The organism is Prevotella sp. E13-27 (assembly GCF_023217965.1).
In the GTDB taxonomy this organism is placed as follows: Bacteria; Bacteroidota; Bacteroidia; order Bacteroidales; family Bacteroidaceae; genus Prevotella.
Genome location: NZ_JALPSC010000002.1, coordinates 1,450,969 through 1,467,389, shown reverse-complemented (window position 1 = coordinate 1,467,389; position 16,421 = coordinate 1,450,969). Strand labels below are relative to the sequence as shown.

The 16,421-nt window shown below is 47.6% G+C and carries 10 protein-coding genes; 6 read left to right on the top strand and 4 right to left on the bottom strand.

All coding sequences use genetic code 11. The features are described 5' to 3' along the window. Positions 1 to 79: 79 nt before the first annotated feature. The 6 genes from M1L52_RS15235 (at position 80) to M1L52_RS15210 (ending at position 9,859) form a co-directional block, all read left to right on the top strand. Entirely contained in the window at positions 80 to 682 is a 603-nt protein-coding gene (locus M1L52_RS15235) for a LolA-like putative outer membrane lipoprotein chaperone (RefSeq protein WP_248615876.1), read from the top strand. A gap of 47 nt (positions 683 to 729) precedes the next feature. Then, the gene (locus M1L52_RS15230; protein WP_248615875.1) at positions 730 to 2,214 is read left to right on the top strand and encodes a DUF5687 family protein; all 1,485 of its coding nucleotides are present in this window, start codon (positions 730 to 732) and stop codon (positions 2,212 to 2,214) included. 67 nt (positions 2,215 to 2,281) lie between these two features. After that, positions 2,282 to 2,716 (top strand): T9SS type A sorting domain-containing protein, encoded by a 435-nt coding sequence (locus M1L52_RS15225; RefSeq protein ID WP_248615874.1) that lies wholly within the window; start codon positions 2,282 to 2,284, stop codon positions 2,714 to 2,716. A 13-nt stretch (positions 2,717 to 2,729) separates the two neighbouring features. Then, on the top strand, positions 2,730 to 5,513 hold the full coding sequence (locus tag M1L52_RS15220; RefSeq protein WP_248615873.1) for a pectate lyase: 2,784 nt from the start codon (positions 2,730 to 2,732) through the stop codon (positions 5,511 to 5,513). Positions 5,514 to 6,294: 781 nt separating this feature from the next. Next, a complete protein-coding gene (locus tag M1L52_RS15215) occupies positions 6,295 to 8,541 on the top strand; it encodes a DNA methyltransferase (protein ID WP_248615872.1) in 2,247 nt (748 codons plus the stop codon). A gap of 778 nt (positions 8,542 to 9,319) precedes the next feature. Continuing rightward, positions 9,320 to 9,859, top strand: a complete 540-nt coding sequence (locus M1L52_RS15210; protein WP_248615871.1) for a hypothetical protein — start codon at positions 9,320 to 9,322, stop codon at positions 9,857 to 9,859. Positions 9,860 to 9,969: 110 nt separating this feature from the next. On the opposite strand, the gene M1L52_RS15205 is transcribed toward M1L52_RS15210, so the two are convergent. The 4 genes from M1L52_RS15205 to secA form a co-directional block, all read right to left on the bottom strand. Then, a complete protein-coding gene (locus tag M1L52_RS15205) occupies positions 9,970 to 11,544 on the bottom strand; it encodes a ribonuclease E/G (RefSeq protein WP_248615870.1) in 1,575 nt (524 codons plus the stop codon). Between the two features lie 267 nt (positions 11,545 to 11,811). Further along, positions 11,812 to 12,111 (bottom strand): HU family DNA-binding protein, encoded by a 300-nt coding sequence (locus tag M1L52_RS15200; RefSeq protein ID WP_248615869.1) that lies wholly within the window; start codon positions 12,109 to 12,111, stop codon positions 11,812 to 11,814. Between the two features lie 102 nt (positions 12,112 to 12,213). Beyond that, positions 12,214 to 12,999, bottom strand: a complete 786-nt coding sequence (locus M1L52_RS15195) for an ABC transporter ATP-binding protein (RefSeq protein ID WP_248615868.1) — start codon at positions 12,997 to 12,999, stop codon at positions 12,214 to 12,216. Between the two features lie 17 nt (positions 13,000 to 13,016). Then, a complete protein-coding gene (gene secA / locus M1L52_RS15190; RefSeq protein WP_248615867.1) occupies positions 13,017 to 16,409 on the bottom strand; it encodes a preprotein translocase subunit SecA in 3,393 nt (1,130 codons plus the stop codon). Between the last annotated feature and the right edge of the window lie 12 nt (positions 16,410 to 16,421).

Sequence of the window (16,421 nt, the reverse complement as noted above, 5' to 3'; positions counted from 1 at the left end):
CAGTTGTTTAAACTTTTGGCTGTTCATAGCATCTTACTTGATGAGAATCGTTTAATTTATCTAAACAAGACAGATTATTATGAAAAAGATACTTTTTGTATTAGTGCTCGCTCTTATGCAGCACGTTCAGGGCTTCTCTCAGGACGCTAAGACCGTTCTGGACAAGTGCGCGGCAGTAGTAAGTTCCAAGAATGGCGTAAAGGCTTCTTTCGTCATGCAGAGCGCTTCTTTCGGAAACACAAACGGAAGCATTGCCGTGAAAGGCCGTAAGTTCTATGCCACAACACCTCTTGCTACCATGTGGTTCGATGGCACTACCCAGTGGACCTATCTTAACAAGAACAATGAGGTGAACGTGTCAACGCCTACCGAGGCTCAGCTTCAGGCTATCAATCCCTATAACTTCATTAATCTTTACAAGAAGGGATTCCGCTATTCAATGACGAAGAACGATAAGATCTTCACCGTTCATCTTACCTCTAACGATTCTAAGCAGAAGATTAAGGAGATGTTCATCAGCATTGAGAAAAAAGGATACACGCCTACTGAGGTTAAGATTCTTCAGAATGGACGTTGGACAATATTCACTATCAGCGATTTCAAGCGTGAGTCTCTTTCTGATGGGCTGTTCAAGTTCAATTCCAAGGACTTCCCTTCAGCTGAGGTCATTGACCTGCGCTGAATCTGTTGAGGCTGAGTATAAGGAAGAAAAAGAAAGAGGTTTGGAAAATGCGACGTCTGCAGATTTATAGTATTCTTCGCCAGCACGACAAGCTGGGCTTCCGCCGTTCACCTGCTTTCGAGCAGAGCATGGTGGCAAAGGTGATGATGGTCATAGGCGGCGCCTTCTTTGTGCTCTATCTTATCATCTACGGAACAATATTTGCCGGCATTGCCAATAGCGAGCATGAACCGACGTTTGTTGGAGGGTTGATGCCTTTCCTGTTGATAGTCGATTTCTTCCTGCGCTTTATGGTTCAGCAGACACCTCTAATGCTGGTGAAACCTTACATGCTGTTGCCCATACCTCGTCACAGCGTTATCGATGTCTTTCTTCTTTCATCAGTATCGTCGGTCTATAACATGCTGTGGCTATGCTTCTTCCTGCCCTACAGCTTCCTTGTCTTTGCAGGTGGAAGTGGATTGTTGCTCGCCCTCTCCATATTGTTCTGTGGCATGGTGACCATATTGATAAACAGCCAGTTCTATCTCATGATGCGCACGCTCATATCGCGTTCGCTGTTCTGGTGGCTTGTGCCAGCAATTGTCTATGGCTCTTATTTCATTCCGCTGCTTATAAATAACGGTGATGCTTTTGGCGATGTTGCCGATGTCATTGTCATGCTCAATGCCCAGGCGTGGTGGCCCCTTGCCGTTATTGCCGTGTTTGCTGGTCTGTATTATGCCAACAGGGTGATGCAGCACCGTTTCGTTGTTGAGGAAGTGGCACGCGAGGAGAAGAAGGTAGATAAGCCCATACGCGTGTCAGACTTCTCGTTCCTCAGCCGTTTCGGACAGACAGGCGAGTATCTCAAGCTCGAACTGAAATCCATATTCCGTAACAAAGCCATACGTTCGCGAGTCATTTCCAGTCTTGCCATCATAGCAATGTTTTCCAGCCTCATAGCCTACACCGATATATATGGTGAGAGCATGAACATCTTCTGGTGCTACTATTGCTTTGCTCTCTACGGAATCACGGCTCTTGTTAAGATAATGGGTCCTGAAGGCAACTATATAGACCTTCTGCTTACCCATCGTGAGAACATACTTACCCTGCTTTTCTCGAAATACTATTTCCATTGCGCCATCCTTGTGGTGCCGTTCATCATCATGCTTCCTGCTGTGATAGAGGGTAAGTTCCCCATACTGATGATGCTTGCCTATATGTTCATTTCGAGTGGACTGCTCTATTTCATCCTGTTCCAGCTGGCTGTCTATAATAAGCAGTCACTGCCACTCAATCAGAAAATGACAGGAAAAGGCAACTTCGAGAATGGCATACAGCTCGTTATTGAGCTCGTGGGAATGTTCCTGCCATTGGCATTGACAGCAATACTCGTGCTAATCTTAGGCGACACCACCGCATACATTGTGCTTATTGCTATTGGAGTGCTGTTCACGTTGCTTCATCCTCTGTGGTTGCGCAACATCTACACTCGTATGATGAAGCGTAAGTACGAGAATCTTGAAGGATTCCATGCGTCGCGGTAAGAGATGGCATGCAAAGTTCTACTATAACAATTTTTTACAATAAAAACAACTAACAACTAAAACGATTATGAAAAAATTATTGTTTTCTTTCGTGGCTATGATGCTGATGTTCGTTTCGCCTATTAAGGCAGAGGCAACACAGACCCTCATTATCAATGGCGAAGTGGTTTCCAAGGTTGTGACGAAGATTACCTTCGAGGGTGACCTTGTTGTCCTGACGTTTTCTGACAGTACTACTGCCAAAGAAGACATGGACAATGTGGTTATTCGCTTCACAGCTCCTACTTCTATTAAAGACCTCACGACTTTCCAGTTGAAGAAGGCTGTTGATGGCAGTCTTGAAATCAACGGACTGGCAGCCGGCACTCAGGTCTATGTCTTCGATGCAGCAGGCAAGCAGATGCTCGTCACCAAAGATTCAACTGTAAACGTAAGCGGACTGAAGTCTGGTGTCTATGTTCTCAAGGCCGGTGACCAGATAGTAAAGTTCGTTAAGCGTTAAAAAACAGACAACTATGAAGAAAACTATATTTACTTTCCTTGCATTGCTGTCGTCGCTGATGGGCAATGCTCAGCAGAGCTGGGACTTCACCAGTACAAACTCTGCCGACATTACTGCGCTCAGTGCTGCTGCAACAGAGTGGACATACACTGATACAAGCAAGCGATACGAGAATATAAATGCCATTGACGGCGCTCTGAAGGCTGGCGAAACTGAACTTCTTACCACCAAGGGACTGCTGTTCAAGGCTGCTGCTAAAAAGCTGAGAATTGATGTTGATAAGCGTGTGCAGTTGGCTGGAAAAAATGTCGAAGTGACCATTCCTAATCTGAAGAAAGGTCAGCAGGTGACCATCTCATTTGCTTCAACAGGCACCACGGCGCTTACTCTTGATAATCAGGTGAACCTTGAGAACACAAGTGGTTTTACTGCTGCAGACAAGAACACCACACAATCAGGAACAGGCACTGTTGCTGCCGATGGCAATGTTACATTCTCATCTACCGTAGGTAGCGTCAACATCTTCTCTATCTCTGTTTCCGAAAGTGGTCAGCAGGGTGGGGGCGATGATCCTCAGCCTGAAGGCGATGACCACTCGGTGGCAAAGAACCTGCTGAAGAATCAGGCTGGTCTGAAGCTTTTCTCAGCCGATGTGCGCTATTACAATACTGACGAGTTGAGCAATATCCTTGTTGACAATTCAAAGGTTACCGTGACCACAAGCTCTGAGGCTGCCGATGTCTATGACGGACGTGTCAGCGAAATCAGCTTCTGCAAGAAGAGCGACGAGGCAACTCCTGGAGAGATAGAGAACGTCGGTGTAGAGATTACTGAGGCTGCCGGATGGCAGGAGTCACTCTATCTGAAGTGGAGCTTCTTCGAGGGTGCCACATCTTATAATGTATATGTTAAAGGTGGCAAGTATGCCGACTTCACTAAGATAGACCAGCAGCTTGTGCGCAAATATTCCAACTATGGCCGTGCCGATGTCGTTGGCTTGGTAGAAGGCTCCTATGAGGTAAAGGTAGTTCCTGTGACCGATGATGCCGAGGTTGCCGACAAAGCCAGCCTGGCAAAGAATATCATGGTCAGGAACTATGACCGTTCAGGCTTTGCCCACTTCAACTACACGTCGGGCGTTGGTGCCTATAACGACGATGGTTCTCTGAAGGCTGGCGCTGTGGTCATCTATGTTACAGCAGCCAATGCCAAGACTGTTAAGGCAACCCTTAGCAGTGGTGAGTTCACAGGCTTGCAGGGCATTGTCACAGCCTTTGAGAAGGGCAACGTGACCACTCCTCTCGCCATCCGCTTCATAGGCACCATCAAGGCTGCCGATGTTGATGAGTTCGGCAGCTCGGCAGAGGGAATCCAGGTGAAGGGAAGGAAGGCCGACAGCGAGCTTAACATCACTTTTGAGGGTATTGGCGACGATGCCACCATTCAGGGCTTCGGCTTCCTCTGCCGCAACAGTAAGAGCGTTGAGTTCCGCAATTTCGGCATCATGCGATGCATGGACGACGGCATCTCTCTCGATACCGACAACTCAAACATCTGGATTCACAACATCGATGTCTATTACGGCAAGCACGGCTCTGGCGACCATGCCAAGGGCGACGGTGCCATCGACGTGAAGAGCGACTCAAAGTTTGTCACACTCGCTTACTGTCATTTCTGGGATACAGGTAAGAGCAACATGTTTGGCATGAAGAGCGAGTCGGGACCAAACTACATCACCTACCACCACAACTGGTTCGACCACTCTGACTCACGCCATCCGCGCATCCGCACCATGAGCGTTCATTTGTATAACAACTACTACGACGGCAACTCAAAGTATGGCGTAGGCGTTACCACAGGAGCCAGCTGCTTCGCTGAGAACAACTACTTCCGTCACACCCACGATCCTCTGCTCTCTTCCAAGCAGGGAACCGACGCCAAGGGCGACGGCACCTTCTCTGGCGAGAATGGCGGCATCATCAAGTCGTTTGGCAACATCTATGCAGAGAATGGCGGCAGCTCATACTATGTGCCCATCACCTATCAGACGAACAACACCAGCTTCGACTGCTATGAGGCTGCCACTCGCGATGAGCAGGTTCCTGCCACTGTGAAGACCCTTGCAGGCGGCACTACCTATGACAATTTCGATACCGATGCCTCTAAGATGTACTCATACACCCCTGACGCAGCTATCGATGTGCCTGCCATCGTTACAGGCTATTATGGCGCAGGACGCATGAATCACGGCGATTGTCAGTTCACGTTTAACAATGCTACCGACGATACCGATTATGCTGTAAATAGCGCTCTTGAGACTCTCATCGACAACTATAAGTCTGGTCTTGTAGCCATCTATGGCGACGAGAACGCAGTGAGCGGTGAGCAGGGGCAGGGAGTGCAGGAGGACACCACTCAAATCAATCCCGTACCAGTGCCAGAGGGCATCATCTTCACTTCATTCTCTGCTAATGGCACCCCAAGCAACTCGTTCTTCACAGTAACCGGTAGCGGTTCTAACTCAAAGGGCGAGGTCACTATTGATGGTGTAAAGTATGGCACATGTCTGAAGATGGAGAAGGACACAAAGGTAAGCTTCACCATCACCAAGGCCATGACAATGACCCTTTACTTCGGTCCCTCTGAGACTGCCAGCATCGAGATTAACGGTAACAAGATAACTGGCAGTGGTAATACCTATACTCAGCAACTCGAAGCTGGAAACTACGAGCTGACGAAAGACAAGTCAGTAAATCTCTTCGGAATAAAGCTTGAGCCCGTCGAGCCTGCTGAGTAACAGCTTTCAAACAAAACACGTATCAACAAAAGTGCACAACGGATTTCCGCTGTGCACTTTGTTTGTTAATATGATTCATACTAACTCATCCCCCTCCCCTCGGGAGGGAAGGGGTGGGTCTACATGACCACGATTTGTAGACAGAATTGTAATGTATGGGAGTCAAGACTGCGATGTAGTTCTGACTATATAATTTTACAAACTCGTCGAGTTTGGTGACCAAAGTCGACGAGTTTGGTGACCAAAGTCGTCGATTTTGGTTTTCAAGATAGTAAGAACTAGATTACAAGGATGCCAGAACGATATTACAGAACTGCCAGAACAAGAGCCGAATCGAATTTTTGATTGGGCTCTTACAAATAGCAACAGTACGCACATTGCCATGCTACCAACTCACTTTTTGGTAGAAAAACTTGGAATCATTTTGTCGTTATGGAAATTAATGCTATCTTTGCATTTGGTTCGGGGAGAAATCCGTACTAACATATTGAAAAAGCATCGCTATTATTTCGCGTTAAGCCAAGAGCGTCGGAAACTCATTTGGAATAAAAAGCACGAAAATAATATGTGAAGGCGGCTTTCTCTCAAGGGGAAGCCCCGCATGTCTGTTAACATAGCAATGCTCACGCAATTTAGCGTGATGCATTCTTAGAACAGACCCGGGGCTCCAATCCGACGCCGCCCCGTGCTTAACGCGCTAAGAATAGTGTCACGCTTTCTTTATGTGCGTTGGCGATTGATAGTCAGATGTCATTACTTGTGTTATAACTATCAATTGTGTATGACTGCATCTATCAAGAGAGAGTTGTTTGGTGATATTGATTTCACTTCACTCAAAGACAATCTAAAGTTCAAGGAGTCTGATGTCCGTGAGGAGATTATAATGCCACTTCTATCATATTTAGGGTATGGAAGCCGCAATATAATTCGTGAACTTACATTGCATCACCCTTTTTTGCACGTTGGTTCAAATAAGGATAAACCCATAACCCTCATTCCTGATTATGTTTTTAGAATAGAAAATAGTTATGCATGGGTACTTGACGCGAAGGGTCCAAGAGAAAACTTGCAGGAGAAAAATTATGTAGAACAAGCTTACTGTTATGCTGCACATCCCGAAGTAAGAAGCAACTATTTTGCTTTGTGCAATGGTATTGAATTCGTGTTATATAGGACCAATGGCTATAATGAACCTTTATTGCATTTTTTTCTTGACGAGATAGACTATTATGTAGAGAAACTGAAGATATTGCTTTCGCCGGACAGTTTTCATTTGGGAAAACAGCTTACGTATATTCCATCACAAAATGCAGATTTTGACTATCTCACGCGAAAACTCCCAAACGAAATAAAAACGCATAAACAAGCTGCAAAAAGACATTTTGGCGTTCATGGCTATTTTACAAAGCAGTCATGGGACATAGTACAGGAATACATCAAGAATTTTAGCAAGCCTGGCGATATTGTACTTGACCCTTTTGGTGGAACTGGTGTTACTGCAATTGAAGCTTGGATAACTAATCGTAAGGGTATTAATGTGGACATAAACCCAATGGCCATTTTTATGGTTGATGCACTCACAACGATGGTTAATCAAAATGAGTTGGTTTCAGCCTTTGATGATATAAAGAGAAAATATCTTAAGCATGAGCCTAAAACTGAGGAAGAAATAGCCGAAGCCATACTTAAATATCCTCAACCTAAGCCCATCCCACTAACTAAAGATTCGGATGTCAAGACAGCAGACATGCTGTTCAGTGATAAGCAAAAAGCACAACTTGGCTATCTGAAATACCTAATTCTAAAACAGAAAGATGAGAACGTGAAGAAAACGCTTATGTTGATGTTCTCGGGTCTTGTTACAAAGATAAACTTAACATATCATCAATCTGATGGACGAAGTGAAGGAAGAGGGAATGCAAGTGCATTTGCTTATTATCGCTATCGTTTGGCTAAACAACCTGTAGAACTTGATGTAATGAAATACTTCGAGATTCGTCTTCGAAAGGTTATTGAGGCAAAGAATGAAATACGCGGTTATGTCAACGATAATACAAAAGATAATCTCAAGATAGTAAAAGGTTCTGCCACAGATCTTAAATTCATCTCATCAGAGAGTGTCGATAATATATATACTGACCCTCCATATGGTGCAAAAATTGCCTATCTTGATTTATCGGCTATGTGGAATGCCTGGTTAGATATAGAACCCACAGAGGAAGATTATCAGAACGAAGCCATAGAGGGAGGAGGACACTCAAAATCAAAATCAGACTATAACAAATTGATTTCAGAAAGTATCAAAGAGATGTATCGCGTGTTGAAATTCGACCGATGGATGTCTTTTGTGTTTGCACATAAAGACCCTGAGTTTTGGCACCTCATTATTGATACTGCTGAGCAGTGTGGTTTTGAATATGTAGGTGCAGTTCCCCAAAAGAACGGACAATCTAGTTTCAAGAAACGCCAGAATCCATTTACTGTTCTTAGCGGACAACTCATTATCAATTTTAAGAAAGTGCGTACTCCAAAGGCAATGATGAAAGCTCATCTTGGTATGGATACTGCAGAGATGGTTATACAAACAATAGAAGGAGTTATAGCCAATAATGATGGGGCAACTATTGAGCAAATCAATGATGAACTTATCTTAAAAGGACTTGAATTAGGTTTCCTGGATTTATTAAAGAAAGAATACACAGATCTAACTCCAATTCTGAAGAATAATTTTGACTACGATAGTAGCACTCAGAAGTATCAGCTTCGCAAGAATACTGCTTTCTCTACTCATATTGATGTAAATATGCGTATTCGTTATATTTTAAGGAGTTTCCTGGTAAGAATGGAAAGGGAACGTCAGAAAGTAACATTCGATGATATTATTTTGAACGTAATACCTCTGCTTAGGAATGGCAGTACACCCGAAAATCAGACAGTTTTGAAAGTCCTTGAAGATATTGGCCAAAGATCTGGGGATAATTATTGGACACTTAAAAAAAACGACCAACAACTGAATCTGTTCGGCTGAAAATATAGAGGCAGGAAGTACCAGAACTCACAGAGGGACTCTTGTGATGAGAGGATTTTGACTACAAATTACCATTCCTTGATTAGTGGTTTTATTCAAAAAGTTCGTATATTGCCGTAACACTTCCGTTTTTTGCATACTATATTGGTTGAAAAATAGTAACTTTGCAGTCATGATGGACGTTATTACAGAAGACCAATGGCAATGGCAGGAGCCGGGAACGGCGTGGAGGGGCGTCTGCACTTATCATATTACGCTGACGGTGCCGTCGCGACAGCCGTTGTTGGGCACGCTGGTGATACCTCAGAACGACCCTTCTCAGGCGCGGGTGGAGCGCACGGCATTGGGCAATGCTGTGGTTGATGAGCTGTATGTGATGTGCAAGCATTATCCCGATATTCGGATTTTCCAGTTCTGCCTGATGCCCGACCACCTGCATGCCGTCATTCGGGTGACGAGGGTTATGGACACCAGCATACGCAGCGTGATTCGCGGATTCTGGCAGGGCGTGAAGAAGCTGGGGAGAGCATATACTTTGGCGGTTTCTCCTTTGGCGGTTTCTCCTTTGGCGGTTTCTCCTTTGGCGGTTTCTCCTTTGGCGGTTTCTCCCGAATTAAATTCGGGGATAACGACCGAAGGGAGAAAAACAACCGAAGGGAGAAAAACAACCGAAGGGAGAACAACCGAAGGAAGGACTGCAGACGGCGGCTGGGCGTTCCCTGTCTTTACGGAGCGGCCATTTATCCGGCCTCTGTCGCGACGCGGCCAGCTGCAAACGATGATGCACTATGTGAGGATGAACCCCCAGCGGTTGGCTACGAAGCGCCTGATGCCAGGCTTTTTCAGGGTGCAGAAGGGCATCGAGATTGGTGGGCGCAGCTTTGACGGTGTGGGCAATGTGGCGTTGCTGCATGCTGGGCACTACGATGTGGTGCATGTGCGCAGCGTATGGGTGAAGGCGGCTGAGCATGGCGACAGCCAGACACTTCGTGACTATATGAACGGCTGTGTGCTGGCAGCTCGCAAGGGCACCGTGATGGTGTCGCCATTCATCTCGCCACAGGAGAAGCAGGTGATGCAAGTATTGATAAACGAACAACATCCCTTCATCTTGCTTGCCGACAATGGTTTTCGCGATTATTACAAGCCCTCTGATGCGCTCTTTGACGCTTGTGCTGCAGGTAGGGTGCTGATTTTAAGTCCTTGGCCTTATGACGCTGATAAGCGCCACATCAGTCGTGCTGACTGCGTGAGCCTGAACAGCATGGCCGAAGAATTTTGCATGGCAATGGAAACAGAGGTGAGAGGTAAGAGGTGAGAGGTAAGAGGTGAGAGGTAAGAGGTAAGAGGTAAGAAGGGAGAGGTGAGAGGTAAGAAAAAAGGTCGGTATCCTCAGTGGGTACCGACCTTGATTTTTTGGGGGCTTGCTTAGGCCTTGTCAATTTCTTCTTGCATCTCAATGAGCTGGCGGTTCTGATCGTAGAACTCGTACTGCAGGAATGCAAGCTTCTGGCTGGCGACAATGTCCAGACCGAAGCCGTACTTCAGCTGCCAGCGGCGTTTGAGCGAGAATACGCCCTTGTTGATGAATGCTGCAACATAGGGATGTACGTGCAATGTGAAACGACGTATGCCTATCTTGTTGACGAGACTGTCAATTTTGCTCTCCAGTTGGTCGGTGAACAGGATGCTCGACTTTATCTTGCCTGTGCCGTGACATGTGGGGCAGTTCTCCTCAACGGCAACGTCCATGGCAGGACGCACGCGCTGACGTGTGATCTGCATCAGTCCAAACTTCGACAGAGGCAGGATGTTATGGCGTGCGCGGTCTTTCTTCATGTTCTCGCACATGCGCTCATAAAGCAGCTGGCGGTCTTCAGCGAGGTTCATGTCGATGAAGTCAACGACGATGATGCCTCCCATGTCGCGCAGTCGCAGCTGGCGTGCCAGCTCGTCGGCAGCTCCGAGATTGGTCTCAAGAGCATTTTCTTCCTGTCCGTTATCTTTCTTGATACGTGTTCCGCTGTTCACATCGACCACGTGCATGGCCTCGGTGTGCTCAATGATGAGGTAAGCGCCGCGCTTGTAGTTGACGGTACGTCCGAATCCCGATTTTATCTGCTTGGTAACGTTGAAATTGTCAAAGATGGGCACGTTACCGTTGTAAAGCTTCACTACGTCGGCCCTTTCAGGGGCTATGAGTGAGACGTAGTCGTGAATCTGGTCATAGACATCGGAGTCGTTGACGTAGATGCCGTCATAGGTGGGGTTGAAAAGGTCGCGGATGAGTGCGACGCTGCGGCTTTGCTCCTCGAAGATGAGCTGTGGGCGCTCTGTGGTCTTCTGAACACGTGTGATGGCGTCTTCCCAACGCTTTAAGAGTACTTTAAGTTCCTGGTCGAGTTCTGCTGCTCGCTTTCCTTCTGCAACGGTGCGCACGATGACGCCAAAATTCTTTGGCTTCATGCTCTGCACCAGCTGCTTCAAGCGGCTGCGCTCTTCGCCTTTCTTGATTTTTGAACTTACCGATACCTTGTCGCCGAATGGGATGAGTACCATGTAGCGGCCAGCGAAACTGAGGTCACAGGTGAGACGTGGACCCTTAGTGTTGATGGGTTCCTTGACAACCTGTACCAGCACCTCCTGTCCCACCTGTACCATTGACTGAATGGTTCCCTCTTTAGGCAGGTCTGGCAGACGCATGGCTTTCTGAAGCGGATAGAGCTTCTTGCGGTCGCTGGCTACTTGTTTGAGATATTTCTCAAAAGAGCTAAATTGAAGTCCCAAGTCCAGATAGTGCAAAAACGCGTCGCGCTCAGAGCCGACATCCACGAAGCAAGCATTCAGTCCGGGCATAACCTTGCGGACTTTGCCGATGTAGATGTTGCCTACAGAATAGGAGGCCGAGCGAGGCTCGTTCTGATACTCCACGAGCTGCTTGTCTTCAAGCAGGGCGATGGAGATGTCCTTCGGCTGTACATCGATGATTACTTCACTTGTCATTTTTTTACTGTGAACTTTTGAACTTTAAAAGTGTTGTAAGTTAAACTATTAAACAAAAAGGGCGTACCCAGCATATCACGTGTTTTATGCTATGGTACACTCCTTTCAAATTTCTTTACAGACACGGTGTGAGCCGTTGCTTACTTGCTCTTATGTCTGTTCTTACGCAGACGCTTCTTGCGCTTGTGCGTAGCCATCTTGTGGCCCTTCTTCTTCTTTCCGTTAGGCATAATTGTAAATGTTTATTTGAATAATTACTTTGAATGTTTAGTCTTCCTCTATAACCTCAATGCCGTCCATGCGATCAATGAAACTCTTGGCAGGCTTGAATGCTGGCAGGTCGTGAGCCTCAATAACGAGGGTAGTGTTCTTTGAGATGTTACGAGCTGTCTTCTGTGCGCGATGCTTAACGATGAAGCTACCAAAACCGCGGAGATAAACGTTCTCTTTGTTGTTAGCCAAGCTGTTGCGAATCTCTTCCATGAATGCTTCAACAGTGATGGCAATCTCACGCTTGTTCATGCCTGTCTGTTCGGCAATGTTGCTAATTATTTCAGCTTTAGTCATGTTATTTTTGCTTTCTAATAATATGATTTTTCGAATTTGGAGTGCAAAGATACTGTTTTTCAGTCAGATACGAAAATATTATGCATATTTTTTTGCTTTTTTTTATATTTTGCTCTCTTCCGATACACTTTCTTGTGTGTCGTCGTTATTGAAATCTTCAGCCATTTCGTGTGCTGTGTCTTGAGTCTCATCAACCTCGAAATAAGCGGTAAGCTCGGCCTTAGCACTTTGATTCTCGTTAGCGAGGTCTTTGATGATTCTGCCTTTCTCAAGCAGCGCAATGCGTGTTGATACCTCGATGGTGTGCTGGAGGTTATGGGAGCTGATTATTATCGTGGCACCTGTCTTGTGATTGTAGTCAGTAATGAGGTGCTTCAGGATGTTCTGACCTGATGGGTCAAGAAAGTTGAATGGCTCATCAAGTATCACGAGACTGGGCTTGCGCATGAGTGCGGCAATGATGCCTACCTTCTGCTTGTTGCCAGCAGAAAGGTTGCGAATAAGCTTCTTCTGTCCCAACACTTCGTCGCCTGCAAAACGCTCAAAGTCGTTAAGACGGCTCTCCACCTCGGCAGGGGTGAGGTCGCTAATCTTACCGATGAAGCTGAAATACTCTTCTGGGGTGAGATAGTCAATGAGGAATCCCTCATCGATATGGGCACCTGTGAATGGCTTCCACTCTTCGCTCTCAGCAGGGTTGATGCCGTTAATCATCACGGTTCCGCTATCAGGCTTTAACAGGTCTAATAATAAGCGGAAGAGCGTGGTCTTGCCGGCACCATTGTTTCCAACGAGTCCTACAACATCGCCATCGTTAACGGTGAACGATGGGATGTCGCAGGCTATTGTCTCGCCAAATTGCTTCTTGAGATTTTCGATTTTAATCATATTTCTCAACTCTCAATTTATACCAGTCCTTTTCCGTGGCAGTTCTTAAATTTCTTGCCGCTTCCGCAAGGACATGGGTCGTTGCGTCCGGGGAGCTTGTCGCGTACGATAGGAGTGCGGGGCTGCTGTGCACGGGTGTCCTGCTGGGCAGCGGCGCGCTGGTTGTTGTCAACAAGCTGCTCCTCCTGAGTCTGCTTGTTCTCAGTGTACTGACGGCGGTCTGTATGCTCCTCTGGAGCTGCCTCCTGCACCTGCTGAATCTCAGGTATGGCAGCACGTGTGAGTATTGATACAGTGCGGTTGTTCATGGTGTTCACCATGTTGTCGAACAGCTTAACGCTCTCAAGCTTGAAGATGAGCAGAGGATCCTTCTGCTCGTAGCTGGCGTTCTGAACAGAGTGGCGCAGCTCGTCAAGTTCACGGAGGTTCTCCTTCCATGCCTCGTCGATGATGTGGAGCATGGTCTGCTTCTCAAACTGCTTCACTACCGACTTACACTCGGTGTCGTAGGCCTCCTGCAGGTTACATGCAATGTTGTACATGTGGCGACCATCGGTGATGGGCACCATGATGCGCTCGTACATCTGTCCCTGAGTTTCATATACCTGCTTGATTACAGGCCATGCCACTTCCTGAATGCGCTCTGTCTTGCGGTTGAAGTTGGCAAGTACGGCCTGGAATGCGTCCTCTTCCATCTTCTCACGGTTGCGAGTGTCCTCGAACTGTTCCTGAGTGAACGGCACCTCCATGGCAAACAGACGGATGAACTCTTCCTTGCAGCCCTCGTAGTCGTTGCTTTCGATAACGCTTGCCACGCGGTCCCAGATGACATTGGCAATGTCCATGCCTATGCGCTCACCCATGAGGGCGTGGTGACGCTTCTCATAGACCACCTTACGCTGCTTGTTCATCACGTCATCATATTCGAGCAGACGCTTACGAACACCGAAGTGGTTCTCCTCGACCTTCTTCTGTGCACGCTCGATGCTCTTCGAAATCATTGGATGTTCAATCATCTCGCCCTCCTTGAAACCAAGGCGGTCCATGACTGAAGCAATGCGCTCAGAGGCAAACAGACGCATGAGCTTGTCTTCAAGAGATACGTAGAACACTGATGAGCCCGGGTCACCCTGACGACCGGCACGACCACGCAGCTGACGGTCCACACGACGGCTCTCGTGGCGCTCGGTGCCTATGATGGCAAGACCGCCTGCGGCTTTCACTTCAGGAGAGAGCTTGATATCGGTACCACGACCTGCCATGTTGGTGGCAATGGTCACAGCACCCATGCCGTTGCTGTCCTGCTGACCAGCCAGAGCCACGATGTCGGCCTCCTTCTGGTGCAGCTTAGCGTTAAGCACCTGGTGAGGAATGCCTTCGCGGCGACCTGTCTCGGGATCTACATACATGTCGAGCATTCGAGAGAGCAACTCTGAAATCTCAACTGATGTAGTACCGATAAGTGTAGGACGTCCTGACTTGCGCATTTTTACAACCTCGTCAATGACAGCCTTATATTTCTCACGGGCTGTCTTATAGACACGGTCATCCATGTCGTTACGTATAACGGGCTTATTGGTAGGAATCTCCACAACGTCAAGCTTGTAGATGTCCCAGAACTCACCTGCCTCAGTAGAAGCGGTACCAGTCATACCTGCCAGCTTGTGATACATGCGGAAATAGTTCTGCAGTGTGATGGTAGCAAAGGTCTGTGTGGCAGCCTCTACCTTAACATGCTCTTTGGCCTCCACAGCCTGGTGCAGACCATCGCTCCAGCGACGGCCTTCCATGATACGGCCTGTCTGCTCATCGACAATCTTCACCTCACCGTTGATGACAACATATTCATCGTCCTTGTTGAACATGCAGTATGCCTTGAGAAGCTGCTGAAGTGTGTGAACACGCTCTGACTGAACGGCATAGTGGGCCATCAGCTCGTCTTTCTTCTCAACGCGCTGCTCGTCATTAAGGGTGTGGTCACCCTCAACAGCTGAGAGCTGGCTTGCAATGTCGGGGAGCACGAAGAGCTGAGCGTCGTTAACCTGTCCTGCCAGCCATGCGGTACCTTTATCAGTGAGGTCGCATGAGTTGAGCTTCTCGTCAACAACGAAATAAAGGGGCTCTACGGCTTCAGGCATACGCTTGTTGTTGTTCTCCATGTAAATCTCCTCGGTCTTGAGCATGCCGCTCTTGATACCGTCTTCCGACAGGTACTTGATGAGTGGCTTGTTCTTTGGAAGAGCCTTGTGAGAACGGTAGAGTGAAAGGAAGCCTTCCTCAAGAAGCTGTTCGGCCTCTTTCTTGTTGCGGCCTTCCTCCATGAGCTTCTGACCCTCAGAAATCTTCTGCTTTGCCTCAGCCAGATACTGTGTGGCAAGCTGGCGCTGAACGCCAACGAGCTTCTCCACCAATGGCTGATATTCCTCAAACATCTGTACGTCGCCCTTTGGTACAGGACCACTGATGATAAGAGGTGTGCGGGCATCGTCAATGAGCACTGAGTCAACCTCATCGACAATAGCGTAGTTGTGCGCACGCTGAACGAGGTCGGCAGGTGATATGGCCATGTTGTCACGCAGGTAGTCAAAGCCGAACTCATTGTTCGTACCGAAGGTGATGTCGGCCATGTATGCACGGCGACGCTCCTCAGAGTTGGGCTGGTGCTTGTCGATACAGTCAACAGAAAGGCCGTGGAACATGTAAAGTGGCCCCATCCATTCAGAGTCACGCTTAGCCAGATAGTCGTTGACAGTCACCACGTGAACGCCATTGCCTGTGAGGGCATTGAGGAATACCGGCAGGGTGGCAACAAGGGTCTTACCCTCACCAGTAGCCATCTCGGCAATCTTACCCTGATGGAGTACTGTGCCACCGAAGAGCTGCACGTCATAGTGAACCATCTCCCATTTAAGGTCGTTGCCACCGGCTGTCCAGTGGTTATGATAGATGGCTTTGTCGCCGTCGATGGTGATGAAGTCCTTACGTGGGTCGCCTGCAAGCTCGCGGTCGAAGTCGTTGGCTGTGACTATCGTCTCCTCGTTCTCGGCAAAGCGGCGTGCAGTGTCTTTTACTATTGCAAATACCTCTGGCATAACCTCATTGAGAGCCTGCTCATACACCTCGAGGGCGTCTTTCTCCAGCTTGTCAATCTTTGCGAAGATGCTTGCACGCTCGTCAAGGGGCGTGTTCTCAATGGTTGCCTTAAGTTTCTCAATCTCGTCTTTCTGCTGCTTTGCAGAAGACTGTACCTGCTGACGGATAGCTGCTGAGCGTGCACGAAGCTCGTCGTTTGAAAGCTGCTGAAGTGCAGGGTAGGCCGCCTTCACCTTCTCTACGAAAGGTCTGATCAGCTTTTCGTCTCGGTCAGCTTTGCTACCGAACAGGGCTTTTAAAATGTTTGCGAAATTCATTTTTATATGTTT

Bases quoted from the DNA above. Each gene is read 5' to 3' on its own strand.
- M1L52_RS15235 (WP_248615876.1), top strand. From the start codon at position 80: ATGAAAAAGATACTTTTTGTATTAGTGCTCGCTCTTATGCAGCACGTT.
- M1L52_RS15230 (WP_248615875.1), top strand. From the start codon at position 730: ATGCGACGTCTGCAGATTTATAGTATTCTTCGCCAGCACGACAAGCTG.
- M1L52_RS15225 (WP_248615874.1), top strand. From the start codon at position 2,282: ATGAAAAAATTATTGTTTTCTTTCGTGGCTATGATGCTGATGTTCGTT.
- M1L52_RS15220 (WP_248615873.1), top strand. From the start codon at position 2,730: ATGAAGAAAACTATATTTACTTTCCTTGCATTGCTGTCGTCGCTGATG.
- M1L52_RS15215 (WP_248615872.1), top strand. From the start codon at position 6,295: ATGACTGCATCTATCAAGAGAGAGTTGTTTGGTGATATTGATTTCACT.
- M1L52_RS15210 (WP_248615871.1), top strand. From the start codon at position 9,320: ATGATGCACTATGTGAGGATGAACCCCCAGCGGTTGGCTACGAAGCGC.
- M1L52_RS15205 (WP_248615870.1), bottom strand. From the start codon at position 11,544: ATGACAAGTGAAGTAATCATCGATGTACAGCCGAAGGACATCTCCATC.
- M1L52_RS15200 (WP_248615869.1), bottom strand. From the start codon at position 12,111: ATGACTAAAGCTGAAATAATTAGCAACATTGCCGAACAGACAGGCATG.
- M1L52_RS15195 (WP_248615868.1), bottom strand. From the start codon at position 12,999: ATGATTAAAATCGAAAATCTCAAGAAGCAATTTGGCGAGACAATAGCC.
- secA (WP_248615867.1), bottom strand. From the start codon at position 16,409: ATGAATTTCGCAAACATTTTAAAAGCCCTGTTCGGTAGCAAAGCTGAC.